Genomic DNA, 25,070 nt, shown 5'->3' on the forward strand with positions numbered 1-25,070 from the left:
GGTGCTGTTCCAGAACGGCAACCGCTGGATCGGCGTCGGCCACAACACCGTGTTCCCTGACGCGGCCGGGCAGTGGTGGACGATCTACCACGGCATCGACGCCGGGGAGCCGTTCTTCAGCGCGCGCGACAAGCTGACGCGCCGTCTCGCGCTGCTCGACCGCATCGACTGGGTGGACGGCTGGCCCGTCGCGACCGGCGCCCCCAGCGACGCGGCGCGTCCGGCGCCGGCGGCGACGGCCGGTGCGCGTCCCCGTGCGTTCGCCGCCCCGGCCGCGCCGGCAGAATCGGTCCGCGCGCTGTGGACGGACACGTTCCGCGGCCCGACGCCGGATGCGCGCTGGACGTGGCTGCGGCCGCCCGCCGACGCCGCGTGGTCGCTCGGCCGCACCGGCCTGACGCTGGCGACGGCCGCCACCGACCTGCACGTGGACACCAACACGGCCAGCGTGCTGCGCACGCCGCTGCCGGACGGCGACTACCGTGTCGAGGCGGTCGTGCGGCTGGACGTGCCGGACGCCTGCTGCGCCACGGCCGTGCAGGCCGGCTTCGTCGTGATGCGCGACGACGACAACTACGTCAAGCTGGTCGAGCTGGCGCACGGCGGCCTGCGCCAGGTCGAGTTCGCGAAGGAGATGGCGCCCGTGCCGGCCCACTATCCGCGCTACGGCAACACGGTCGCCGGCACGCCGGGCGCGACGACGTGGCTGCGGCTCGATGTCCACCGGAGCGGGGGGGAAGAACGTTATACGGCGTATTCGAGCCGGGACGGCAACGCCTGGGTCGGCGGCGGGACGTGGACCCACCGCCTCGGCCGGGAGGCGCGGCTGGGCCTGGTGGCGATGGGCGGCGCCGGGCACCGGGCGGTGTTTCGCAGGGTGTCGGTGGCGCGCCTGTCTCGCTGACGCGACGCCTTTGTCACCGCTTTGTAACGGTGCGTGAAAGCCCTTGCCAGCGAGGGAGGCGGCTCATAGAGTAGGTCGTAAGGAGCGAGAACAAGGAGCGCGAACGTGGAATATCCCCGCCCACAATTGCGGCGCGCCGCCTGGCGCAGCCTCGACGGCCCATGGCAGGCCATGCTGGACGACGCCGCCGTCTACGTCGATCCGGCCGAGGTGCCGTTCGACCGCACGATCGTCGTCCCCTATCCGCCCGAGGCGCGCGCCAGCGGCGTGCACGACCGCGGTTTCCGGCGGCGCGTCTGGTACAAGCGCCAGATCTCCCTCGATCCCGGCCTCGTGCCGGGGCCCGAGGAGCGGCTGATGCTGCACTTCGGCGCCGTCAACCACCGCGCCCGCGTCTGGATCAACGGCCGCTTCGCCGTCGAGCACCGGGGCGGCCACAGCCCGTTTTCCATCGACGTCACGCGCCACCTCGACGGCTCGATCCTCGAGATCGCGGTGCAGGCCGAGGACGACCCGCAGGACATGCACAAGGCGCGCGGCAAGATGGACTGGGAGGCCGAGCCGCACAAGATCTGGTATCCGCGCACCAGCGGCATCTGGCGCACCGTCTGGATCGAAAAGGTGCCGCGCGCCCACGTGGCGCAGCTGCGCTGGACGGCCGACGTGGCGCGGTGGCAGATCCGGCTCGACGCCGACATCGCCCACGTGCCGGAAGGCGGCATGGCCAACGTCACCCTGAAACTGGGCGGGCGCCTGCTCGTCAATGACCGCTGCCTGCTGACCGGGCCGCGCCTGTCGCGCATCTTCCAGCTGCCCGATCCCGGCATCGACGACGCCCGCGGCCTGTGGATGTGGAGCCCGGAAAGCCCGCAGCTGATCGATGCCGAGGTCGAGATCCGCGCGGCCGACGGCACCCCGATCGACAGCGTGCAGAGCTACACGGCCCTGCGCACGGTCAGCGTCGAGGGCGACCGCTTCGTGCTGAACAGCCGCCCGTACTTCCTGCGCATGGTGCTCGACCAGGGCTACTGGCCGGACAGCCTGATGGTGGCGTCCAGCGACCAGCTGCGCCACGACGTGCTGCTCATCAAGCGCCTCGGCTTCAACGGCGTGCGCAAGCACCAGAAGTCGGAGGACCCGCGCTGGCTGTACTGGTGCGACGTGCTCGGGCTGTGCGTGTGGGGCGAGATGCCGTCCGCGTACGGCTTTTCCAGCGCCACGATCCACGGCGTGATGGAAGAGTGGAAGGAACTGGTCGAGCGCGACGTCTCGCACCCGTGCATCGTGGCGTGGGTGCCGACCAACGAATCGTGGGGCGTGCCGGAACTGATGAACGACCGCCGCCAGGTCGACTTCGTGCGCGCCCTGTACCACATGACGCGGGCGCTGGACGGCACCCGGCCCGTCGTCGGCAACGACGGCTGGGAGATGCCGTGCGGGGACCTCGTCTGCGTGCACGACTACGAGCAGGACCCGGCCGTGCTGCTGGAACGCTACGGCAGCCGCGACGCCGTCGCCTACACGCTGGAACACGTGCAGCCCGACCGGCGCCGGCTCGTCATCGACGGTTTCACGGGCCTCGGCCGGCCGCTGTTCCTGTCCGAATTCGGCGGCATCGCCATGCTGAAGCCCGGCGAAGAGGCGGGCTGGGGCTATTCCGTCGCGCGGGACGGCAAGGAACTGCTGGCGCGCTACCAGCTGCTGATGACGGCGGTGCACGCGTGCCGGCCGCTGTCCGGCTTCTGCTACACCCAGCTCACCGACACCTTCCTCGAAAAGAACGGCCTGCTGACCGAGGACCGCGTGCCGAAGGCGCCCATCGAGGCCTTGGCGCAGGCCACGCGCGGGCCGCAGGCGCACCTGCAGGACTGGGTGCTCGACCCGCTCGGCCACAGCCAGCGCTGGCGTGCCAGGCGCGGGCCCGATTTCCCGGTCGAGTGGACGCGCGTCGGAGAAACGGCGGAAGTGTTAGCCTATCCGGGAGAGCGCCAGCCCCCGCAGGTGGCGGAGCCCGACGTCCCCCCGACCTTGCCGCCGACGGAGCCCGGCCCGGCCGCGGGTCCGCCGGGCTTCGACCGACGCGGGCGCGGCGCTCCCGGAGCGCGTGCCCGGCGGAAAGTGGCCTGAACCGGCGCTCCACTCGAAAGTCCCGGTAGGGTGGGCACACCGTGCCCACGCGGACGCTTGCGATATGTTGGCACCACGCGTGGGCGGAGGGTCACCCACCTTACTGGAGCAGACACTAACAAGGAGACGACGTGGCGCGACGCGGATTCCCGCGCGCCGCCGCGCTGGTTGCGACCCTGTTCCTCGTGCTGGCGGGCGTTTGCGCCCCCGCGCGGGCCCAGGTCGAAGTCAGGATGTGGACGCTGCTCTCGGGCGGCGACGGCGCGCGCATGCGCTCGCTGGTCGACGACTTCAACGCCAGCCAGCACGACGTGCGCGTGGTCAGCACGACCCTGCGATGGGGCGAACCCTTTTATACGAAGCTGATCACGGCCTCCGTCGTGGGCGCCGGACCGGACGTCGCGACGATCCACCTGTCGCGCATCGTCAACCTGGCGGGCGGCGGCGTGCTGCGGCCGATTTCTCTCGCCGAACTGGCCGCCGCCGGCCTGCGCGGGGACGACTACCTGGCGCGCCAGTGGGCCAAGGCGCAGTACGAGGGCCGCACGTACGCCGTGCCGCTGGACGTGCACCCGCTCGTCCTGTACTACAACAAGACGCTCGCCGGCAAGGCGGGCCTGCTGGATGCCGGCGGCAACCTGAGACCCATCGTCGGCGTCGACGCGCTGACGGACGCGTTCCGCGCCGCCACCGAGCGCACCGGCCGGCGCGGCCTCACGATGGAAAGCAGCCAGAGTTCCTACGCCATCTGGCGCCTGTGGCTGGCCATGCTGGCGCAGCAGAACGTCACGATCATCAGGGACGGCCGCTTCACGTACGGCCCGGCGGGCGCCGCCACGCTGGCGCGCATCAGCGACTGGTTCACGCGCGGCTATGCGCAGGCCGGCCTCGATTATCCGGCGTCGACGAGCCAGTTCATGGGCGGCAACGCCGCCTTCATGCTGAACGGCGTGTGGGAGGTGCCGGAACTGGTGCGCGCGACGAAAGCCGGCACGCTCGGCTTCGACTACGGCATCGTGCCGCTGCCGCGGATGTACGCGAACGCGTCCACGTGGGCCGATTCGCACGGGTTCGCGCTGCCCGCCAATCCCGGCCACGAACCGTCGCCGGCGAAGGTGCGGGCGGTGCTGCGCTTCGTCACCTATGTCAGCAAGCATTCGCTGGGCTGGGCCGAGGGCGGCCACATCCCGGCGTACAGGCCGGTGGCCGAGTCGGAGGCCGCAAAGAGCCTGATGCCGAACGCGCTGTACGCGCAGGCCGCGCACGACGTCGTGTACGATCCGGACGGCTGGTACATGGGGGCCGCCGGGCCGCTGGAAGCCATCGCGTCGAAATTCCTGCCGGCCGCGCTGTACGGCTACCTGACGCCGGCGCAGGCCGTGCACCGGTTCGAGACGGAGGCGGCGCGCCTCGTGCGCAAGCGTCCGCCGCGCTATTGAGGCCCGCATGCGACGCGCCGACATCACCTCGACACGCAGCGCCGGCCCCACGACGGCACGGCGCGACGCGCTGCCCGCCTGGCTGCTGCTGGCGCCGTTCCTCGCGGCCTTCGGCCTGTTCTTCTTCCTGCCCGCGCTGGAAACGCTCTGGCTCAGCCTCACGGAGAGCAGCCTGACGCGCACCAGCGCCTTCATCGGCCTGGACAACTATCACACCCTGCTGAACGACCCGTCGTTCTGGGATTCGGTCGGCAACACGTTTTATTTTGCGCTGCTGACGGTGATCCCGCTGTGCGCCCTCGGCCTGCTGATGGCCATGCTCGTCGACCGCTTCACGGGCGCGCAGGGCTGGCTGCAGGGCACGTTCTTCCTGCCGTTCGTGCTGCCGATCTCCGTCATGACCCTGATCGCCGACTGGATGCTGCAGCCGTCGTCCGGCGTCGTCAACCACATCCTCGGCGGCGAACGCGCGTGGCTCGCCGACCCGCACTGGGCGCTGCCGGCCGTCGCCATCGGCACGATCTGGTGGACGGTCGGCTTCAACATGCTCCTGTTCCTCGCCGGCCTGCGCAACATCCCGGCCGAGCTGTACGAGGCGGCCGCGCTGGACGGCGCGCGCGGCTTCACGCTGTTCCGCACGATCACGTGGCCGGCGCTGCGGCCGGTCGTCTCCACGGCCGTGATCCTGCAACTGATCGCGTCCCTGAAAGTCTTCGGGCAGACGTATATCCTGACCAGCGGCGGGCCGTTCAACACGACGCGCGTGGCGCTGCACTATATGTACGAGACGGCGTTCACGCAGAGCGACGCCGGCTACGCGGCGGCGGTGGCGATGGCGTTCGTCGCGATCGTGATCGTGCTGTCGCTGCTGCAGGCGTGGCTCGCCCGGTGGCTGGCGCGGAGGGACGCATGAAGGCATCGATCTGGACCATCCTCGGTGCCGCGTGCGCCATCGTGCTCGCCGCGCTGTGGGCCTTCCCGCTGCTGTGGGCGCTCTCCACGTCGCTGCGGCCGGAGCTGGAAACGGTCGCGACCCAGTTCCACTGGCTGCCGCAGGAGTGGACGCTGGACGCGTACCGCCGCACGCTGGGCGCCGGCAACGTCGTGCGCTGGCTGGTCAACAGTTTCGTCGTCGCGCTGCTGGTGACCGTCGTGACGATGGCGATCAGCCTGACGTCCGCATACGCGTTCTCGCAGCTGCGCTTCCGCGGCCGCGGCATCGTGTTCGGCATCGCGATGCTCGGTTTCCTGCTGCCGTTCGAGGCGCTGCTCGTGCCGCTGTTCCGCACGATGCACCAGCTGGGGCTCATCAACTCGTATGCCGGCATCGTGCTGCCGCAGGTGGTGTCGCCGGTCGTGATCTATGTGTTCAAGCAGTTCTTCGACGCGATTCCCGCCGATTTCCGCGAGGCCGCCGTGATGGACGGCGCGGGGCCGCTGCGCGTATTGTGGAGCGTCTACCTGCCGATCTCGGGCAACATCGTGTGGGCGATGGCGATCGTGACGTTCATCGCGGCCTGGAATAATTTCCTGTGGCCGTTCATCATCGTCACGTCGAACGACATGATGACGATCCCGCTCGGGCTCACGCAGACGTACGACGCGTTCGGTGTACGCTATGCCCAGCTGATGGCGGCCGCGCTGCTGGGCGCCTTGCCCGTCGCCCTCGCGTACGTGCTGTTCCAGCGCCGCGTGACGCAGGGCTTCCTCGCGGCGAGCGGATTGAAAGGATAAGGAGTTGGAGATTTTATGGCATCGGTAACGCTGCGCGGCATCCGCAAGACGTATGGCGACAACCCCGTCATCAAGGGCGTCGACCTCGATATCGAGGACGGCCAGTTCGTCGTCTTCGTCGGGCCGTCCGGCTGCGGCAAGTCGACCTTGCTGCGCATGATCGCGGGCCTGGAAGACATCACGGACGGCACGCTGGAGCTCGGGGGCGTCGTCAGCAACACGATCGAACCCGCGCGGCGCGGCATCGCGATGGTGTTCCAGAGCTATGCGCTGTACCCGCACATGACGGTGGCGGAGAACATGGGATTCGCACTGAAGCTGGCCAGGGTGCCGAAGCCGGAGATCGTCGCGCGCGTGCGCCACGCGGCGGACATCCTGCAGATCGCCCACCTGCTGGAGCGCAAGCCGAAGGCGCTGTCCGGCGGCCAGCGGCAGCGCGTGGCGATCGGCCGGGCCATCGTGCGCAAGCCGGAAGTCTTCCTGTTCGACGAACCGCTGTCGAACCTGGACGCCGCGCTGCGCGCCCAGACCCGCGTGGAACTGGCGCGCATGCACAAGGACCTGCGGGCCACGATGATCTACGTGACGCACGACCAGGTGGAGGCCATGACCCTCGGCCAGAAGATCGTCGTGTTCAACGGCGGCCGCATCGAGCAGGTCGGCACGCCGCTGCAGCTGTACGAGCGGCCGGCGAACCTGTTCGTGGCGGGCTTCCTCGGCTCGCCCCGCATGAATGCGTTTCCCGCGACGCTGGCCGGCCACACGGGCGGCCTCGCGACCGTGCGCGTGCCCGGCGGCGGCATGGCGCAGGTGGCGGCGGATGCGAGCCAGGCCCGCGCCGGCGCCGCGCTCACGTTGGGCGTGCGGCCCGAGCACCTGCGCCTGGACGTGGCGGGCGACACCGGCATCCCGGGCCGCCTCGCACTCGCCGAATACCTGGGCGACGTGACGCTCGCGTATGTGCAGGTCGACGGCGTGGAGGGCATGGTGGCGGCAAAGTGTCCGCCGGACGTCCCGCTGCCGGCGCCGGGCACGCCGGTGCGCCTGCGCTTCGATCCGGCGCGGGCCTGGCTGTTCGACGAGCAGGGCGCGGCGCTGCCGGCGCTGCGCGAGCGCGCCGCCGCGGCGTCCTAGGCCGGCCGCCGCGCCCCCGCTTCCCACGACGCCTCCATCTACACGATTTTCGGCCGCCAATTCTCACAAATAATAACAAGTTTGTTATTGAACAAAGTAGTTGCCTATCGGAACTTTTTGGTTATATGATGCTTTGAATCAAATAACCTTGTTGGGGGCAGTTATGCATGATTCGTGCGCCGGCGGTGCCGTGGTCCAGGAGTTTTTCTTTCGGGTTGCGGCATGAACATTAACCATTTGCGGGTTGCGACCCGGCTGGGGATCGGTTACGGCCTGATGTCCCTGTTGCTTCTCGTCGTCACGGTGCTCGGTGTGAACCGGATGGCGACCATCAAGGCGCGGGTGGACGAAATCATCAAGGTCAACGACGTCGAAGCCCGTCTCGTGGCCACGATGGACATGACGGTCACGGAGCGTGCGCTGGCGCTGCGCAATCTCTCGTTGTTGGAAAGCGACAACACGAAGGAAGTCCAGATGGAGGTCGACCGCGTCGCGGAGCAGGCGAAGAAGTATGCCGACGCAGAGCAAAAGCTCAAGACAATGTTCGCGACCATTGCCGGCACGTCGCCGAAGGAAAAGGAACTGATGGCGCAGATCGCCGAGCAGGCGACGCTCGCCGCACCATACTATCCGCGCGCCGTCCAGCTCGCGCTCGACGGGAAGAAGGACGAGGCGTACAAGCTGGTGCGATTCGACTTCCGGCCGGTGCAAAAGAAGTGGTGGGCCCTGATGCGGGAACTGGCCGCCCTGGAAGCACGTCAGAACGACGTGCAGCTGGACGCGTCCGACGCAACCTATGCCGGCGCGCGCTCCATGTTGATCGGGTTCGGCGTGCTGGCGCTGGTGACGGGCGTATTGGCCGCCTGGCTGATCACGCGGGGCCTGCTGCGCCAGCTCGGCGGCGAGCCGGCCGACGCGGTGCGGGTCGCCGGCGAGATCGCGGCGGGGGACTTGTCGGTCGAGATCGAGACCTATCCCCGCGATAACTCCAGCCTCATGTATGCCATGCGGTCCATGCGCGACAGCCTGGACCATATCGTCGGCCAGGTGCGCACCGGCACCGATACCATCGCGACGGCCTCCGCCCAGATCGCGGCCGGTAACTTCGACCTGTCCGCGCGCACCGAACAGCAGGCCAGCGCGCTCGAGGAAACCGCATCCTCCATGGAAGAGATGACCTCGGCCGTGAAGCAGAACGCCGACAATGCGCGCCAGGCGAACAGCCTGGCACTGTCGGCCTCCCACGTCGCCGAGAAGGGCGGCGAGGTGGTGTCGCAAGTGGTGAACACGATGGGTGCGATCAACCAGTCGGCGCAGAAGATCGTGGAAATCATCGGCGTCATCGACGGCATCGCGTTCCAGACCAATATCCTGGCGCTGAATGCCGCGGTCGAAGCGGCGCGCGCCGGCGAACAGGGACGCGGCTTCGCGGTCGTCGCTTCCGAGGTGCGCAACCTCGCCCAGCGTTCCGCGGCGGCGGCCAAGGAAATCAAGACGCTGATTTCCGATTCTGTCGAGAAGGTCGATTCCGGCAACAAGCTCGTGGAGGAAGCGGGCGCGACGATGCACGAAGTCGTCGACAGCATCAAGCGCGTGACCGGCATCATGTCCGAGATCGTGGCGGCGAGCGAGGAGCAGGCGTCGGGCATCGAACAGGTCAATCTCGCGATTGCGCAGATGGACGACGTCACCCAGCAGAACGCCTCGCTCGTCGAGGAAGCGGCTGCGGCGGCCCAATCGATGCAGGAGCAGGCCGATCACCTGGCCAAGGTGGTCGGCGTGTTCCTGCTGTCCGGCGCCCAGCGTGCGCCGGGGCGTGCCGATGCGGCGCGCGCGGAACCGCCGCTCGCATCCGTGACAAGGCTCGAGCCCAATCGCGGCACCGCGTTGACCCTGGCGCGGCGCGCCGCGCGCTAGGAAGCGCGGCCCGACTGGGAAGTTCCCGACGGCCGGAGTTCAGCTATTCACAGGGGAGTGGCGATGCGCAACGAGGTGGCGGTACACGAAGCGGAAGTGAAGCACGGGCCTGCGCCGGCGGGTTCGAATATCTACTGGCATGCCGGCAAGGTGACCGCGGCTCACCGGCACCGGTATTTCGGACACGTGCCGGGGACGATCTGGCTGACCGGCCTGTCCGGCGCGGGCAAGTCGACGCTGGCCTACGAACTGGAAAAACTGCTGCTCGAGCGCGGCCATCCGAGCTTCGTGCTCGACGGCGACAACGTCCGACATCGTCTCAATCGCGACCTGGGCTTTTCGACCGACGACCGGCGCGAAAACATCCGGCGCACCGCCGAAGTGGCGCGTCTGATGAACGAAGCCGGCCTGTTCGTCGTGACCGCGTTCATTTCGCCGTTGCGCGAGGACCGCAAGGCGGCGCGCGACATCATCGGCGCGGAACGGTTCGTGGAGGCCCATGTCAGCACCTGCATGACGGTGTGCGAGTCGCGCGACCCCAAGGGCCTGTACGCCCGTGCGCGCGCCGGCGAGATCGCGCATTTCACCGGCGTGTCCGCGCCTTACGAGCCGCCGGAGAATCCGGACGTCACCGTCGACACCGGGGCGATGTCGATCGACGAGGCGACCCGCGCCCTGTACGAGCACCTCATCCCGCGTCTGGGTTGACCATGACCGCGCGACGTCTCGACGTGTTCAATGGCGACGCCGACGGCATCTGCGCCCAGCATCAATGGCGCCTGGCCTATCCGGGCGAGAGTATGCTCGTCACCGGCATCAAGCGCGACGTCGCGCTGCTGCAGCGGGTCGCCTGCGACGCCGGCGACGAGGTGACGGTGCTCGACATCGCGGTCGATGCGAATGCGGCGTCGCTGCGGCGCGTCCTCGACGCCGGGGCGCACGTGACCTGGTTCGATCACCATTCGGCCCGCCAGGCGTTCGCGCATCCGCGCTTGCGCCTGTTCTGGGACGATGCGCCGACGGTGTGCACCAGCCTGCTGGTCGACCGTCAGCTCGTGGGGCGCTATCGGCCATGGGCCATCGCCGCCGCGTTCGGCGACAACCTGGCCGGGCCGGCGCGTGCGCTGGCTTCGGACATGGGCCTGTCCGAAGCGCGGATCGCGGCGCTGGCGGAACTTGGCACGGTGCTGAACTATAACGCCTACGGCGAATGCGTCGAGGATCTGCACATGGCGCCGGACGCGCTGTATCGGGCATTGAGTCCCTACGTCGATCCGTTCGAATTCATCGAGGCGTCGGACCGGTACCGCATGCTGGTCGAAGGTTATCGCGACGACGCCGCGCGCATGAGCGGCCTGCAGCCGCAATGGCAATGGCAGTACGGCGCGGTCTACGTGCTCCCCGATGCCTGCTGGGCGCGGCGCATCTCCGGGGTCTTCGCCAACCGGCTGGCGGCTGCCGGCGGCGCGCGCGCGTTCGCCGTGCTGACCGAAGGCTCGGACGGCAGGTTCGTCGTCAGCGTGCGCTCGGGCGCGCCGGGAACGCATGCCGCCAACGTCCTGTGCGAGCATTTCGCCGGCGGCGGCGGGCGGCGCGCCGCGGCCGGCATCAACGGCCTGCCGGCCGCCGACATCGACCGTTTCGTGCGCGCCTTTTCCGACTATTTCGCCGCATGCGGAGGGCTGGCGCATGCGGGATGAGGCGGGCCCGCCGTCGCTCGCGTCCCTGTGCGCCCTGTTCCTGCGGGTCGGCTGCTCCAGCTTCGGCGGCTACATGTCGATGGTGTCGGTCATGCAGAACGCCGTCGTGGCGCAACGCAAGCTGCTGACGGACCAGGACGTGCTCGACGGCGTCACGCTCGCGTCCATCCTGCCCGGTCCGGTGGCGATCAATACCGTGGCCTATGTCGGCTACCGCCTGCGCGGCGCGATGGGCGCGTGCGTATGCGTGTGTGCCGCGGTGCTGCCGGCCTTCGTGTTCATGGTGGTACTGGCTTCCCTGTATTTTCGCTGGGGCCGGCTGCCGCAGATCGACCGGCTCTTCATGGGGATCATGCCCGCCGTCGCCGCGGTCGTCCTTGGCGCCGCCTGGCGCATGTGCCGCGTCTCGGTGCGCGGCTGGCGCGAGGCGCTGCTGGCCGGGGCCGCGGTCGTCCTCTTGTTGTGTTGTTCCGGCCTGCTGGTGACGCCGGCCATCGTCGTGGCCTCGGCGCTGGTCGGGCGCTTCTGGTTCCGCGAAGACGGCGGTGCGTACGCGCCGGCGCCGCGCCAGCAGGCGCGTGGCAACGCGGGCATCCTGTTCGCGACGCCGCTGGTACTCGTGCCCTTGGTCGGCGCGCAGGCCGCCTTGCTGGCCAAGCTGCTCGCCGCCTTCGCCGGCATGAGCCTGCTGATGTTCGGCGGCGGCTACGTGTCGATCCCCGTGCTGCAGCATACCGTTGTCGATGGCTATGGCTGGGTCACGGGGCGGGAATTCGCCGATGCGATGGCAATGACCCAGCTCACGCCCGGTCCCGTGCTGATCGGTGCCGCGTTCATCGGCCTGAAGGTGGCCGGTATCGCCGGCGCGGTCGCGGCGACCGTCGGCGTCTTCACGCCGACGGCGGTGTTGATGGTCGGCTGCGCGCACCGGCTGAATCGCTGGTACGCATCGGGTGCGGTGCGGGCGGCGCTGCGCGGGGTGCGCGCGGCGGGCGCCGGCATGGTGGTCGCGGCGGCATTCGCCATCGGAAAAATGGCGGCGCCGGTCTGGCTGTCGCCCGTATTGTTCGTGCTGGCGCTGCTGCTGTTGCTGCGCTGGCGGGTCGAAGCATTCTGGGTCGTGCCGTTGTGCGGCGCGATCGGTTATTTTCTATTCTGAGGAGAGAGTATGGATTCGAACACGGCAGTCGAGAACAAGCGCCCCCGCCCGCTGCTGATGATGCCGCTGCGCCGCTGCGGCAGCCACGCGCTGCGGCTGCGGCTGAACTTCAATCCCGAGTTCCACTCGCCGTATCCGCTGCACATCGTCGACTTCATGCCGCTCGTGCCGCTGTACGGCGACCTGGAAGACTACCGCGCCTATTTCAGGCTCGTCGTCGACGTCGTCGGACTGCAGGCGGTCAGCATGGTCAAGTGGCCGGACATGGTGTACGACCCGGTCGAGATCTTCGAGCGGCTCCGCCACGAACCGCGCAGCGTGCATCGCATCGTCTGGGAGCTGCTGCTCCGGTCGGGCGAGCGGACGGGCGCGAAAATCGTCATGGACAAGTCGCTCGACAGCGTCCATTACGCCGACGACCTGATGCGCCTCTACCCGGACATGCTGTTCCTGAACGTCGTGCGCGATCCGCGCGGCCAGGTGGCATCGATGAATCGCGCCATCATCCACGACTTCGACAGCACCCTCAACGCCCGCACCTGGGTCCAGGCGCATGACGCGGCGCGCGCGCTGCTGGAACGCTATCCCGAGCGCGCCTTGACGATACGCTATGAAGATTTCCTCACCGACCAGGAAGCCACGTTGCGGACGATCTGTGGCTTCATCGGCATCGAGTTCCTGCCGGATATGCTCGACGTCGCCCATTCGCCGGAGGCACGCAAGATCGCGAGGATGTCCGCGCTGTGGGAATCGAACTGCTTTGCGCCGATTCCGGCCAATGCCGACAAATTCAAGCAGCAACTGTCGCTCGACGACATCCGCGTGATCGAAACGCTGGCGCGGGACCATATGCGCGGCTATGGTTACGAGTCGATGACGCCGGCGGACGCCGTCGTCACCGAAGCGTCGTTCGAGGCGGCCCGGGAACGTTCGCACGACGCGAGGCAGGCGGCATGGCGGGAGCTCGAGCAGGCGAACTTCCGCGACTACGTCTTGCGCAAGGCGCGCGCCGATTACCTGGCGCAGGTGCGGGCGCGGCTGGAGCGGGGCGGCGCCGGCAACGCACCCTACAGGCTGGATGAGCTGAACGAGGCGTTCGAGGTGACCGACTAGTCGCGCATCCACGTGCTGGCGACAGGTAATAATTAGTGATAATGTCGTGTTGTCGAAATCGATTTCGCCAACACGACCGCCATGACCAGGCCGCCCCGCACCCGCCGTCCCACGATGACCGACATCGCCAAGCTGGCCGGCGTGTCGCAGTCGACGGTGTCGCTGGTCATCAATCACATGAGCGGCGCAAAGGTGTCGAGGGTTACGCGCGAGACCGTGCTGCGCATCGCGCGCGAGCTGGGCTACCCCGTCGAGCGGCACGCGCACCTGGCCGCGGCACAGGCGCAGGCGCGCAACCTGATCGTCTATCTCACGGACGAACTGACGACGAGCCCGCACGCCATGCAGACCATCGACGGCGCCAAGGATGGCGCCTGGGAGCACGACTGCCTCGTCGCCGTGTTCGCCACGCGGGGCGATCCCGAGGTGGAAGCGGCGGTGTTCGCGCGCATGCTGGACCATCCCGCGCTGCTGGGCGTGATCTATTCGACGATTTTCACGCGCGCCGTGACGGTGCCGGCGGCATTGGCCGCCACGCCGGCCGTGCTGCTGAACTGCCACACGCGCGACCGGGGCCGCGCCGCCGTCGTGCCCAGCGAACTGCTGGGCGGCTACGCGGCCACGATGCACCTGATCGAAAACGGCCACAGCCGCATCGGCTTCATCAACGGCGAGCACTGGATCGAGGCCGCGGCCGAGCGCCTGAAAGGCTACCGGCAGGCGCTGTCCACGGCCGACATCCCGTTCGATCCCGTGCTCGTGCGTTCCGGCGACTGGCAGGTGGCGGCCGGCTACGAACACGCGCTGGGCCTGCTGGACCTGGCGCAGCGTCCGACCGCCTTGTTCTGCGCCAACGACCTGATGGCGATCGGCGCCCTCGACGCCGCCCGCGAACGCAACCTCGCGGTGCCGCGCGACCTGTCCATCGTCGGCTATGACGACCAGGACATCGCCCGCTACACCCATCCGCCGCTGACCACGGTGTTGTTGCCAAACTACGAAATGGGCCGCTGGGCCGCCGATTCCCTCATCGCGCAAGTGCGCGCGAACCACACCGCCAGGGCCGTCATCAAGATGGAATGCCCTCTGGTGGTACGCGATTCCGTGGCCCCGCCACCGGTCTGAACACCCCTTTTTGGCGGGTTCAAGCGTGCGTCGTTCACGTTAGGTTTGCGTTAGCTTCCCGATAAAACTTATTACTAATAATCGGGAGAATCGCATGACCACGTTCCAGCTCCGGCCCGTGTGCGCGGCCATCCTCGTGCTGCTGGCGCAGGCGGCCGGCGCCCAGACCGGCGACGCGCCGCAGCCCGCCCCGATCCAGCAGGTCACCGTCACCGGCCTGCGCGGCAGCATCCGCAGCGCCGAGGCGATCAAGCGCGACTCGGTGCAGGTCGTCGACTCGATCAACGCCGAAGACATCGGCAAGTTCCCCGACCGCGCAGCCGGCGACGCCCTGCAGCGCATCGCCGGCGTGCAGGTCGGGCGCGACCGGGGCGAGACGAGCCAGGTCATCATCCGCGGCCTGCCGGACGTCGTGACGACCCTGAACGGCATGGAGATCTTCACGGGCAACGGCCGGCGCCTGCAGTACCAGGACCTGCCGGTGCAGTCGATCGGCGGCCTGGACGTGTACAAGACGGCGACGCCGAACCAGCTCGAAGGCGGCATCGCGGGCGGCATCGACGTGCGCCTGCGCCAGCCGTTCGACCTGAAGGGCTTGAGCGTCACGGGCTATGTGGAAGACCGGCGCCAGAAGGTGACGGGGTCCAGCGCGACGGACACGAAGAACAACCCGGGCGGCGGCTTCTCGGCCAGCAATCGCTGGAACACGAGCTATGGCGAGATCGGCGCGCTGTTCGACGTCGCGTTCAACCGCGAGCACTGGGGCTTTCCCGTGCAATGGGTCGACCGGCCGGACCGCGTGCACTCGGTCGACGCGAACGGCGTGGGCACGCGCCTGAACGACGGGCCGCTCGCGCCCCTGACGCCGGGCGCGCGTCTCGGCGAACTGCCGAACGTGGGCGGCATCTACAACGCCGGCGACCGCGACCGCGGCAGCATCCATGGCGCCCTGCAGTGGAAGGTCAACCCGACGCTGGAAGCGAACGTCCAGTACCTCGGGACGGGCTACCGCGCGCGCAGCGCCGTCGACTACATCCTCGCCATCACGACGTGGACCCCGACGCTGTACAACGTGCAGCTGGCGCCGCAGGGCGACTACTGCAACACGCCGGAGGGCGTCGTGTGTCCGATCCAGTCGGCGTACGCGCAGGCGAAGCAGTTCGGCGGCCCGTACGACTGGGACCCGTACACGGCGACGTCGACGTGGGGCGTGAAGGAGCACACGACGTCGCACTTCCTGAACGTGGGCCTGAATTACCGCGAAGGACCGTGGAAGGCCGGCTCGAACTTCGCGTGGACCAGGTCGACGTTCGTGAACGACACGGTGATCGTCGACCAGCAGATCCCCGGCGCCAGCGTGGGCGTCTACACCTACGGCGCGGACGGCCACGGCGGCTACTCGAGCGTGAGCACGCCGACGAGCCCCAACGCGCTGCGCGATCCGAGCGCGTTCGTGCTGCGCGGGATGGTGCAGAACTGGGGCATCTCGAAGGGCGAGCAGGTGCAGTGGCGCGGCGACGCGTCGTACCGCCTCGGCGACGGCTTCCTGTCCGGCATCGACGCGGGCCTGCGCCTGTCGAACCACCGCGCCAGCTTCCACGGCGCGGAGGGGCACAGCGATATCGCGGGCGCCGTGCGCGCCAATCCGGTGGCCGCGTTCGGCACCGGGTTCGAATCGCTGGCACCGGGCCTCGATCGCCTCGGCGGCCCGTGGCTGACGCCGTCGCATGACTTCCTGATCGACCAGGCCGACGCCGTGCGGACGTTTTACGGCGCCGCGCCGGGCCGCGTGGCGGACGACCCGACCCGCACGTTCGAGCAGCGCGAAAGCACCAACACGGTGTACCTGGCGGCGCGCTGGAAGACGAAGGCGGGCACGATCGACCTGTCCGGCACGTTCGGCGGGCGCTACGTCCGCGTGGCGCGCAACCTGAACGGCAACAGCCGCATCGGCGACACGGTCACGCCGATTGCCGTCAGCTCGACCGAGAACAACTTCCTGCCCAGCGTTGCGGCCGTCGTCGGCTGGCGCGAGAACCTGCAGTCGCACCTGTCGGCCGGCAGGACGATCACGCGGCCGGACTTCGCGTCGCTGAATCCCGCGCTGTCGCTGATTCCGCCCACCGTCAACGCGCCGGGCACCGGCACGGCCGGCAACCCGAACCTGCGGCCGACGCGCTCCGTCAACACCGACGCCACGCTCGAATACTACTTCCCGAAAAACGGCTACGCGCAGATCGCGCTGTTCCACCGCGACATCAGCGGCTACCTGCAGAACATGGAGTCGGACGAAGTCATCGGCGGCCAGAACTATCGCGTGACGCGTCCGCAGAATTCCGGCACCGGCACCCTGCGCGGCGCCGAATTCGGCATCCAGAAATTCTTCGACTTCCTGCCCGGCCCGTGGAACAACTTCGGCGCCCAGTTCAACTACACGTGGATCGACGGCGACAACCAGGTTCTCGTATCGCCAACGAGCACCGAGTACCGCACGGCGGCGCTGACGAACGTCGCGAAGAAGAACTACAACTTCGCGCTGCTGTACGAGGGCAACGGCATCACGGGACGCCTGACGGCCACGCACCGCGGCGCGTACGTGGAGCAGATCGCCGAGCCGCGCTTCAACATGGACCGCATCGTCAAGGCCACCACGTTCGTCGACCTGAGCGTGTCGTACGCCATCGACAAGAACGTGTCGCTGCAGTTCGACGCCATCAACCTGACGCACGAAAAATACGAGAGCTATCTGGCGTCGCCGATGATCCCGCGCGACATCCGCTACAATCCGACGACGTACGGCGTCGGCCTGCGCTTCTCGTTGTGACGATGAAGACGTACCGCAACCCGGTGTATCCGGACGTGATGGCCGACCCGTTCGTGCTGCGCCACCACGGCGTCTACTACGCCTACGGCACGGCGCCCGGCGCCGCGGACGGGCGCCAGGTGCCGGTGCTGCGTTCGACGGACCTGGTGGACTGGGAACCCGTCGGCCATGCATTGCTGCCGATCGGGGAGACCCACTACTGGGCGCCGGAAGTCGCGAGCCACGACGGCCGCTTCTACATGTACTACTCGGCCGGATCAAAAGCGGAAGGCACGGACCAGAAGCTGCGCGTGGCCGTCGCCGACCACCCGGCCGGCCCGTTCGCCGACAGCGGCAAGCTGCTCGTGCCCGACCGGCCGTTCGCCATCGACGCGCACCCGTTCCGCGCGCGGGACGGGCAGTGGTATCTGTTCTACTGCGTCGATTTTCTGGAGACGGACGGCGATGACCGCGTCGGCACGGGCATCGTCGTCGACCGGCTCGTCGACATGACGACCCTGGCCGGCGCACCGCGCGTCGTCGTGCGCCCGCACGCGGACTGGCACGTGTTCCGCAAGGGCCGCGCGATGTACGGCGGCGTCTACGACTGGCACACGGTGGAGGGCGCGGCCGTGCTGTGCCACGACGGGCGCTACTTCTGCTTCTACAGCGGCGGGGCGTGGGAGCGCGACAATTACGGCGTCAGCTGGGTCGTCGCGGACGATCCGCTGGGACCGTACACGCGGCCCGCCGGCGGCGAGGCAGCCCTGTTGATGCGCACGCCGAAGGGCGGCGGCCTGCTGGGGCCGGGGCATAATTCGTTCGCGGTGTCCCCGGACGGGACCACGACGTGGATCGTGTACCACGCCTGGGACCCGGCGCGGACGGCGCGCCGGATGTGCATCGACCGCCTCGACTGGAACGACGGCACGCCGTCGACGCGGGGACCCACGTGGACGGAGCAACCCGCGCCGTAGCCTCACCATCGTTCCCGCGCAGGCGGGAACCCAGGAGCGTAGGGTGGGCTCCCCGAGCCCACGCGGACGTTTGCTCCACGCGTACGCTACGCGTGGGCACAGGGTGCCCACCCTACGCGCGCGCCACGTTTAGTCCCAGTCGCTGCCTGTCTCCTCATCGAACGCCTTGCGATCCCGCGAAATCATCGCTTCCAGCTCCTCGCGCGCCTGCTTGGCCATCGACACGAACGTCTCCCGGTCCTTGTAATACGGGTACACCGTGTCGAGCGTCTGCTTGTTGTAGCGCCTGAACTTGAGCGCCGCCTGCCGCGTCGCGTACGCACTCTGGCCCAGGCCCGCCGTCATCACGGAGCGGCCCAGCCGCAGCGCCGCCTCGAACGTCTCGCGCTCGATCAGCTCCACGCCGCGGTCCATCAGCTGGTAGTAATGGGTGACGTTGCGGGCGCGCGCGAACACGGGCAGGTCCGGGTAGTCGCGCCGCACGGCGTCCACGAGTTTCAGGCTGTCCTCGATGTCGTCGATGGCGACGACGACGGCGCGCGCCTTCGCGGCGCCGGCCGCACGCAGCAGGTCGGGCCGCGTGGCGTCGCCGTAGAACACCTTGAAGCCGAAGTTGCGCAGCACCTCGATCTGGTCGGGGTCGTGGTCGAGCACCGTCAGGCGCACGTGGTTCGCGTGCAGGAAGCGGCCGACGATCTGGCCGAAACGGCCGAAGCCGGCGACGATCACATGGTCCTCGTTCGGTTCGATGCGGTCGGCGTCGCGCTTGCGCCCCGCGCATTCGCGGCGGGCCGCGAGGCGGTCGTAGGCCATCAGCGCGAGCGGCGTGACGACCATCGACAGCGCGACGACGACGACCAGGATCGACGCGACGCTTGGTGAGAACACGCGCGCGGTGGCGGCCGCGCCGAACACGACGAACGCGAATTCGCCGCCCTGCGCGAGCAGCAGCGCGAATTGCAGGTGCTGGCCGCGGGCGATGGCGAGCCCGCGCGACAGCCCGTACAGCACCGCGACCTTGATGGCCAGGAAGCCCGCGACGAGGCCCAGCACGAGGGCCGGCTGGGCGAGGAAGACCTCGAAGTCGACCGACATGCCGACGGCGATGAAGAACAGCCCGAGCAGCAGGCCCTTGAACGGTTCCAGGTCGGTCTCGAGCGCGTGGCGGTATTCGGAGTCGGCCAGCAGCACGCCGGCCATGAAGGCGCCGAGCGCCATCGACATGCCGACCCATTGCATCAGCAGCGAGATCGCGATCACGAGCAGCAGGGCGAACGCCGTGAAGATCTCGCGCGCATCCGTCTTGGCGATGATGCGCAACAGCGGCCGCAGGAGGAAGCGGCCCGCGACCACGAGGCCCGCCAGCACGCCCGCGACCTTGAGCGCCGCGATCCACGCATTGCCCCCGCCGCCGGCCGATTCGGGCACGCCCAGAAGCGGCACGATGGCGATCATCGGAATCGCCGCGATGTCCTGGAACAGCAGGATCGCGAAGCCGGCCTGGCCGGCCGGCGTCGGCATCAGGTTGCGTTCTTCCAGCGAGGCGAGGGCGATCGCGGTGGACGACAGCGACAGGCCGAGGCCCGCGATCAGGGCCACTTTCCACTCGATCCCGGCCAGCAGCGCGGCGCCGAACAGCCCCGCCGCGACCCCGGCGACCTGCGCGCCGCCCCAGCCGAAGATCGGGCGCCGCAACGCCCACAGCCGGCTCGGTTCCAGTTCCAGGCCGATGAGGAACAGCAGCAGCACGACGCCGAATTCGGCGAAGTGCAGGGCGTCCTCGCCGTCCGCGATGAGGCGCAGGCCGAACGGGCCGATCACGATGCCGGCCACGAGATAGCCCAGCACGGCGCCCATGCCCAGCCGCTTCGCCAGCGGCACCACCAGCACGGCGGCGCCCAGGTAGACGACCGCGTTCTGCAGCAGATTATGTTCCATGACCGCGCTCCGCCTGTCCCGCCGCCGCGAGGCCGGCATAGCCTTCCAGCCGGTGCCGGAACTCTGCCGCGTGGGCGTCGACGGCGTCGGGGGACACCTGCGCCGCCCCGTGCATGACGAGCGGCGCGATCCAGTCCATGCCGCACAGCGCGGCCGTCGCCTCGTATGGCGCGAGGAAGTCCGCGAACGGCCGGCCGTGCAGGCCGCCGGGCCCGTAGGCCTCCGGCCCGCTGCCGGTCGTCGTGACGAGCCAGAAGCTCTTGCCGCGCAGCGCGCATTCGCCCTCGTGGTTGTCGTCGTTATACGCCCAGCCGGGCTGCAGCACGACGTCCATCCATTCCTTCACGAGGGACGGCATGCCGTACCAGCGGAACGGATGCACGAAGACGAGCAGGCGGGCCGCGCGCAAGAGGGCGCGTTCGTGGTCGCCGTCGATGTCGAAGTCGGGATAGATGTCGTACAGGTCGCGCACCTCGACGCCGGGCAGCGCGCGCGCCGTGTCGGCCAGGCGGCGGTGGACGGGCGAGCGGTGCGGCGCCGGGTGGGCGTAGATCACGAGGATGTTCGGTTCGTTCATGCGTTGTTCTATTTATGCAACACCGTTTTATAGCATATCCCGCATGCGTGCCTGGCGTCATTCTCGCCCGACATGTCCTACAAGCCAGCCGGGTGCATGCCTATAGCCGGCCCGCGCCGGGAGGATCAAGATGGTCGTCGACGCGAACGAATGGAGAACCTCATGTCCATGCAGAGCGAAGGCAAGGATGCCAAAGGGCGCAACTACGACCAGGTGACGAAGGACGGCACGAGCGCGGCCGGCACGCTGGGCGCCGGCGGCACCGGCGACTCAGGAACCAGCGCACGGTCCGATACGGGCGGCAACCTGCAAAAAGGCCGCACGGACGATCTGCTGAGCAACGACGCCGACCGCGACGGCGAAGGCTATGTCGGCGAAGAAGCGGGCGAACTGCAGACGGGACTCGGCGGCATCGGCAGCCTGAGCACCGGCAACGCGGGCAGCCGCCAGTCGGAAGAGGCCGAGGACGCGGGCAAGCGCAAGCGCGACTGACATCGAGCAAGGCCCGGCCTGGTCCGGGATCGGGGGCGTGCCAGCGGCCTGGTGCGCGGCGCGGGTGGAATGTGTCGGGGGCGACGCATGGCCACCCGCGCTTTTCTGCGTGCGGCGCGTGGTCAGATGTGCAGCGCGTGTCCTAGCGCCCTGAGCGCCGCCTCCTGCACCGCCTCGCCCAGCGTCGGATGCGCGTGGATCGTCCCGGCGACGTCTTCCAGCTGCGCGCCCATCTCGATCGACTGCACGAACGCGGTCGACAACTCGGACACGGCCCCGCCCACGGCCTGCCAGCCGACGATCACGTGATTGTCCCGGCGCGCGACGACGCGCACGAAGCCGTCGGTCGACTCCAGCGTCATCGCGCGGCCGTTGGCGGAAAACGGGAAGCTCGCCTTGATGCAATCGACGCCCGCCTGCGCGGCGTCTTGCGGCGTCATGCCGACGACGACCACTTCCGGGTCCGTGAAGCAGACGGCGGGAATCGCGGCCGGCGTGAAATGGCGGCGCTTGCCGGCGACGATCTCGGCCACCATCTCGCCCTGCGCCATCGCGCGGTGCGCGAGCATCGGTTCGCCCGTCAGGTCGCCGATGGCCCACACGTCGCGCATCGACGTGCGGCACTGGTTGTCGATGCGGACGAAGCGTCCGTTCATGTCGAGCAGCAGGCTTTCCAGCCCATAGCCTTCCGTGCGCGGACGGCGGCCGACGGCCACCAGCACGCGGTCCGCCGCCAGCACGGTCTCCTCGCCGCCGCCGTTCTTCATGCGCACGCCGCGGCCGTCGTCGGCCAGCCCCAGGACGCTCGATTCGAGGTGGACGGCGATCCCGAGCCGCGCAAGGTTCGCCGCCACCGGCTTCACGAGTTCGTCGTCGTAGGCCGGCAGCACGCGTCCGGCCGCTTCCACGACCGTGACCCGCGCCCCCAGCTTGCGGTAGGCGATCCCGAGTTCCAGGCCGATGTACCCGGCGCCCACGACGACGAGGTGGTCGGGCAGCGTGGCCGGCGCCAGCGCCTCCGTCGACGACACGACGTTGCCGCCGAACGGCATGGACGGCAGTTCGACGGGTGTCGAGCCCGTGGCCAGCAGCAGGTGTTCGCAGCGGATGCGCAGCACGTCGTCGCCGGCCGCCACTTCGACCGTCTTGCCGTCCAGGATGCGCGCCCAGCCCTGCACGACCTTCACGCCGTTCTTTTTCAGCAGCGCGCCGACGCCGCCCGTCAGCCGCTCGACGATGCCATCCTTCCACGCGACCGTGCGCGCGATGTCGATGGCCGGCGCGCCCGTGCGGATGCCCAGCGGCGACTCGCCCGCGTAGCTCGCCGCCTGGTGAAAGGCGTCGGCCGCATGGATCAGCGCCTTCGACGGGATGCAGCCGATGTTCAGGCACGTGCCGCCGAGGTCCGCGCCGTCGACGAGCACGGTCGGGATGCCCAGCTGGCCGGCGCGGATCGCCGCGACGTAGCCGCCCGGGCCGCCGCCGATGACGAGCAGGGTGGTGGTTTCGATGTTCAGTACCATGCGTTCACTCCACGAACAGGGTGGCCGGCGACTCGAGGTAGCCGCGGATCGCCTGGATGAATTCGGCCGCCACCATGCCGTCGATGACGCGGTGGTCGAACGAGGACGACAGGTTCATCAGCTTGCGCGCCACCATGCCGCCGTTGCGGATCACGGGCCGGTCGACGATGCGGTTCACGCCCACGATCGCGACTTCCGGATGGTTGATGACCGGCGTGCTGACGATGCCGCCCAGCGCGCCGAGGCTCGTGATCGTGATCGTGGAACCGGACAGTTCGTCGCGCCCCGCCTTGCCGTGGCGGGCCGCGTCGGCCAGCCGGGCGATTTCCGTGGCGCTCGCCCACGGGTCGCGCGCTTCCGCATGGCGCACGACGGGCACCATCAGGCCGGCGTCGGTCTGCGTCGCGATGCCGATGTGCACCGGCTGGTAGCGCGTGACGACGTTCGCCTGGTCGCCGCTCTCTTCCGTCACGCGCGCGTTCACGTCGGGGAACCTGCGCACGGCGAGGACGACGGCGCGCATCAGAAGGGGCAGCAGGGTGAGCTTGCCGCGGTCCTCGCCGTAGCGCGCGTTCAGCTGGCCGCGCAAGGCTTCCAGCTCCGTCACGTCGACTTCCTCGACGTACGTGAAATGGGGAATCTGGCGCTTCGCGAGCTGCATCTTTTCCGCGATCTTGCGGCGCAGGCCGATCACGGGGACGGCCTCTTCGCCGTCCAGTTCCGCATAGCGTCCGTCGGGAGTGGCCGCGTGGCCGCGCCGCTGGCCCGCCACGTGCGCATCGAGGTCGGCGTGCGTGATGCGGCCCGCCGGACCGCTGCCCGCCACGTATTGCAGCTGGATGCCCAGGTCCCAGGCGCGCTTGCGCACGGCCGGCGCGGCCAGCGGTTGTTCGCCCGCCGCGCGCAAGGCCGGCGCCGGCGCGCGCGAAGGCGCGTGTGCGGGTCCGTGTGCGTGTGCGGGTGCGGGACGCGCCGGGGCCGCGGCGACGGCCGGTGCGGCCTGCGCGACGCTGGCCGCCGCTTCCGCCACGCGCGCCGGTTCCGGCACGAATCCGTGCGGCAGGGCGGCCGGTTCGTCGGCGGCGGGCGCAGGCCGCGCGGCCGCCGGCGCATTCCCCGCGCCCTCGACGTCGAGGCGGATCAGTTCCGCGCCCACCGCCAAAGATTCGCCCACCTTGCCGCCCAGCGCGACGACCGTGCCGTGCACCGGCGACGGTATCTCCACGGTCGCCTTGTCCGTCATGACGTCGGCCAGGACCTGGTCTTCGACGACGGCATCGCCCGGCTGCACGCGCCATGCGACGACTTCCACTTCCGCGATGCCTTCGCCCAGGTCCGGCATCTTGATGACATGCATACCCATCTGCTCAGGCCTCCATCGCACGTTTGAATGCCGCGCCCACGCGGTCCGGTCCCGGAAAATACGCCCATTCCTGCGCGTGCGGGTACGGCGTGTCCCAGCCGGTCACGCGTTCGATGGGCGCTTCCAGGTGGTAGAAGCAGTGCTCCTGCACGAGGGCGGCGAGTTCCGCGCCGAAGCCGCTGGTGCGCGTCGCTTCGTGGACGACGACGCAGCGGCCGGTCTTCTTGACCGACGCCACGACCGTCTCCAGGTCCAGCGGCCACAAGGTGCGCAGGTCGATGATCTCCGCGTCGATGCCCGTCTCCTGCGCGGCCGCTTCCGACACCCACACCATCGTGCCGTAGGTGAGCACGGTCAGGTCGGCGCCTTCGCGGAACACGGCGGCCTTGTCCAGCGGGACCGTGTAGTAGCCGTCCGGGACCTCGCCCCGGGGATGCTTGGCCCACGAGACGACGGGGCGGTCGTGGTGGCCGTCGAAGGGGCCGTTGTACAGCCGTTTCGGTTCGAGGAAGATGACCGGGTCGTCGTTCTCGATCGACGCGATGAGGAGGCCTTTCGCGTCGTATGGATTGGACGGCATCACGGTGCGCAGGCCGCACACGTGCGTGAAGAACGCTTCCGGGCTCTGGCTGTGCGTCTGGCCGCCGTAGATGCCGCCGCCGCAGGGCATGCGGATCGTCAGCGGGGCCGTGAAATCGCCCGCCGAGCGGTAGCGCAGGCGCGCCGCCTCGGACACGATCTGGTCGGTAGCAGGATAAAAATAGTCGGCGAACTGGATCTCGACGACGGGCCGCAGCCCGTACGCCGCCATGCCGACGGCCGTGCCGACGATGCCGCCTTCCGAGATCGGCGCGTCGAAGCAGCGGTGCTTGCCGTATTTGACCTGCAGGCCGTCCGTGACGCGGAACACGCCGCCGAAGTAGCCGACGTCCTGGCCGTAGATGACGACGTTGTCGTCGCGCCCGAGCATCACGTCCATGGCCGAACGGAGGGCCTGGATCATGGTCATCGGGGTCGTCTTGATGTCCTTGTCGATGTCGCGCAT

The 25,070-nt window shown here is 69.1% G+C and carries 19 protein-coding genes and 1 pseudogene; 15 read left to right on the top strand and 5 right to left on the bottom strand.

What is annotated here, in order from left to right:
- From ASC93_RS16890 to ASC93_RS16955, 14 genes and pseudogenes are all read left to right on the top strand, one after another.
- Positions 1 to 904, top strand: a pseudogene (locus ASC93_RS16890) (hypothetical protein); the annotation flags it as partial.
- 105 nt (positions 905 to 1,009) lie between these two features.
- Positions 1,010 to 3,031, top strand: a complete 2,022-nt coding sequence (locus ASC93_RS16895; protein ID WP_229412759.1) for a glycoside hydrolase family 2 TIM barrel-domain containing protein — start codon at positions 1,010 to 1,012, stop codon at positions 3,029 to 3,031.
- 131 nt (positions 3,032 to 3,162) lie between these two features.
- Positions 3,163 to 4,470 (top strand): extracellular solute-binding protein, encoded by a 1,308-nt coding sequence (locus tag ASC93_RS16900; protein ID WP_056444577.1) that lies wholly within the window; start codon positions 3,163 to 3,165, stop codon positions 4,468 to 4,470.
- Positions 4,471 to 4,477: 7 nt separating this feature from the next.
- The gene (locus ASC93_RS16905) at positions 4,478 to 5,383 is read left to right on the top strand and encodes a carbohydrate ABC transporter permease (RefSeq protein WP_056444579.1); all 906 of its coding nucleotides are present in this window, start codon (positions 4,478 to 4,480) and stop codon (positions 5,381 to 5,383) included.
- Positions 5,380 to 6,204 (top strand): carbohydrate ABC transporter permease, encoded by an 825-nt coding sequence (locus ASC93_RS16910; RefSeq protein ID WP_056444582.1) that lies wholly within the window; start codon positions 5,380 to 5,382, stop codon positions 6,202 to 6,204. The genes ASC93_RS16905 and ASC93_RS16910 overlap by 4 nt, the downstream gene beginning before the upstream one ends.
- A gap of 15 nt (positions 6,205 to 6,219) precedes the next feature.
- The gene (locus ASC93_RS16915) at positions 6,220 to 7,338 is read left to right on the top strand and encodes an ABC transporter ATP-binding protein (protein WP_056444585.1); all 1,119 of its coding nucleotides are present in this window, start codon (positions 6,220 to 6,222) and stop codon (positions 7,336 to 7,338) included.
- 222 nt (positions 7,339 to 7,560) lie between these two features.
- Positions 7,561 to 9,255: a methyl-accepting chemotaxis protein gene (locus tag ASC93_RS16920; RefSeq protein ID WP_056444588.1), complete on the top strand. Its 1,695-nt coding sequence runs from the start codon at positions 7,561 to 7,563 to the stop codon at positions 9,253 to 9,255.
- A 63-nt stretch (positions 9,256 to 9,318) separates the two neighbouring features.
- On the top strand, positions 9,319 to 9,963 hold the full coding sequence (cysC, locus tag ASC93_RS16925) for an adenylyl-sulfate kinase (RefSeq protein WP_082548110.1): 645 nt from the start codon (positions 9,319 to 9,321) through the stop codon (positions 9,961 to 9,963).
- Between the two features lie 2 nt (positions 9,964 to 9,965).
- The gene (locus ASC93_RS16930) at positions 9,966 to 10,955 is read left to right on the top strand and encodes a DHHA1 domain-containing protein (protein ID WP_056444591.1); all 990 of its coding nucleotides are present in this window, start codon (positions 9,966 to 9,968) and stop codon (positions 10,953 to 10,955) included.
- A complete protein-coding gene (chrA, locus tag ASC93_RS16935) occupies positions 10,945 to 12,114 on the top strand; it encodes a chromate efflux transporter (protein WP_056444594.1) in 1,170 nt (389 codons plus the stop codon). The genes ASC93_RS16930 and chrA overlap by 11 nt, the downstream gene beginning before the upstream one ends.
- A 9-nt stretch (positions 12,115 to 12,123) precedes the next feature.
- Positions 12,124 to 13,227 carry a sulfotransferase gene (locus ASC93_RS16940; protein WP_056444597.1) on the top strand — a complete coding sequence of 368 codons (1,104 nt, stop codon included), beginning with the start codon at positions 12,124 to 12,126 and terminating at the stop codon, positions 13,225 to 13,227.
- Between the two features lie 81 nt (positions 13,228 to 13,308).
- The gene (locus tag ASC93_RS16945; RefSeq protein WP_229412760.1) at positions 13,309 to 14,352 is read left to right on the top strand and encodes a LacI family DNA-binding transcriptional regulator; all 1,044 of its coding nucleotides are present in this window, start codon (positions 13,309 to 13,311) and stop codon (positions 14,350 to 14,352) included.
- A gap of 94 nt (positions 14,353 to 14,446) precedes the next feature.
- Positions 14,447 to 17,176, top strand: a complete 2,730-nt coding sequence (locus ASC93_RS16950; protein ID WP_056444603.1) for a TonB-dependent receptor — start codon at positions 14,447 to 14,449, stop codon at positions 17,174 to 17,176.
- 2 nt (positions 17,177 to 17,178) lie between these two features.
- Positions 17,179 to 18,132 carry a glycoside hydrolase family 43 protein gene (locus ASC93_RS16955; RefSeq protein ID WP_056444605.1) on the top strand — a complete coding sequence of 318 codons (954 nt, stop codon included), beginning with the start codon at positions 17,179 to 17,181 and terminating at the stop codon, positions 18,130 to 18,132.
- A gap of 129 nt (positions 18,133 to 18,261) precedes the next feature.
- Here the strand turns inward: ASC93_RS16955 and kefC are convergent, their stop codons facing one another.
- On the bottom strand, positions 18,262 to 20,070 hold the full coding sequence (gene kefC / locus ASC93_RS16960; protein WP_056444608.1) for a glutathione-regulated potassium-efflux system protein KefC: 1,809 nt from the start codon (positions 20,068 to 20,070) through the stop codon (positions 18,262 to 18,264).
- The gene (locus ASC93_RS16965) at positions 20,060 to 20,647 is read right to left on the bottom strand and encodes an NAD(P)H-dependent oxidoreductase (RefSeq protein WP_056444613.1); all 588 of its coding nucleotides are present in this window, start codon (positions 20,645 to 20,647) and stop codon (positions 20,060 to 20,062) included. The genes kefC and ASC93_RS16965 overlap by 11 nt, the downstream gene beginning before the upstream one ends.
- Positions 20,648 to 20,809: 162 nt before the next feature.
- Between ASC93_RS16965 and ASC93_RS16970 the strand changes: the two genes are divergently transcribed.
- Complete coding sequence (locus ASC93_RS16970) at positions 20,810 to 21,139, top strand: hypothetical protein (protein ID WP_157201973.1); 330 nt, start codon at positions 20,810 to 20,812, stop codon at positions 21,137 to 21,139.
- A 122-nt stretch (positions 21,140 to 21,261) separates the two neighbouring features.
- Here ASC93_RS16970 and lpdA read toward each other — a convergent pair whose 3' ends face one another.
- From lpdA to ASC93_RS16985, 3 genes are read right to left on the bottom strand one after another with little or no spacing between them, the layout of a single operon-like run.
- Positions 21,262 to 22,656: a dihydrolipoyl dehydrogenase gene (lpdA, locus tag ASC93_RS16975; protein WP_200958353.1), complete on the bottom strand. Its 1,395-nt coding sequence runs from the start codon at positions 22,654 to 22,656 to the stop codon at positions 21,262 to 21,264.
- A gap of 10 nt (positions 22,657 to 22,666) precedes the next feature.
- Complete coding sequence (locus ASC93_RS16980; protein ID WP_056444623.1) at positions 22,667 to 24,025, bottom strand: dihydrolipoamide acetyltransferase family protein; 1,359 nt, start codon at positions 24,023 to 24,025, stop codon at positions 22,667 to 22,669.
- 4 nt (positions 24,026 to 24,029) lie between these two features.
- On the bottom strand, positions 24,030 to 25,070 hold the full coding sequence (locus ASC93_RS16985) for an alpha-ketoacid dehydrogenase subunit beta (RefSeq protein WP_200958351.1): 1,041 nt from the start codon (positions 25,068 to 25,070) through the stop codon (positions 24,030 to 24,032).

Source organism: Massilia sp. Root335 (assembly GCF_001425685.1).
Taxonomy (GTDB): domain Bacteria; phylum Pseudomonadota; class Gammaproteobacteria; order Burkholderiales; family Burkholderiaceae_D; genus Telluria; species Telluria luteola.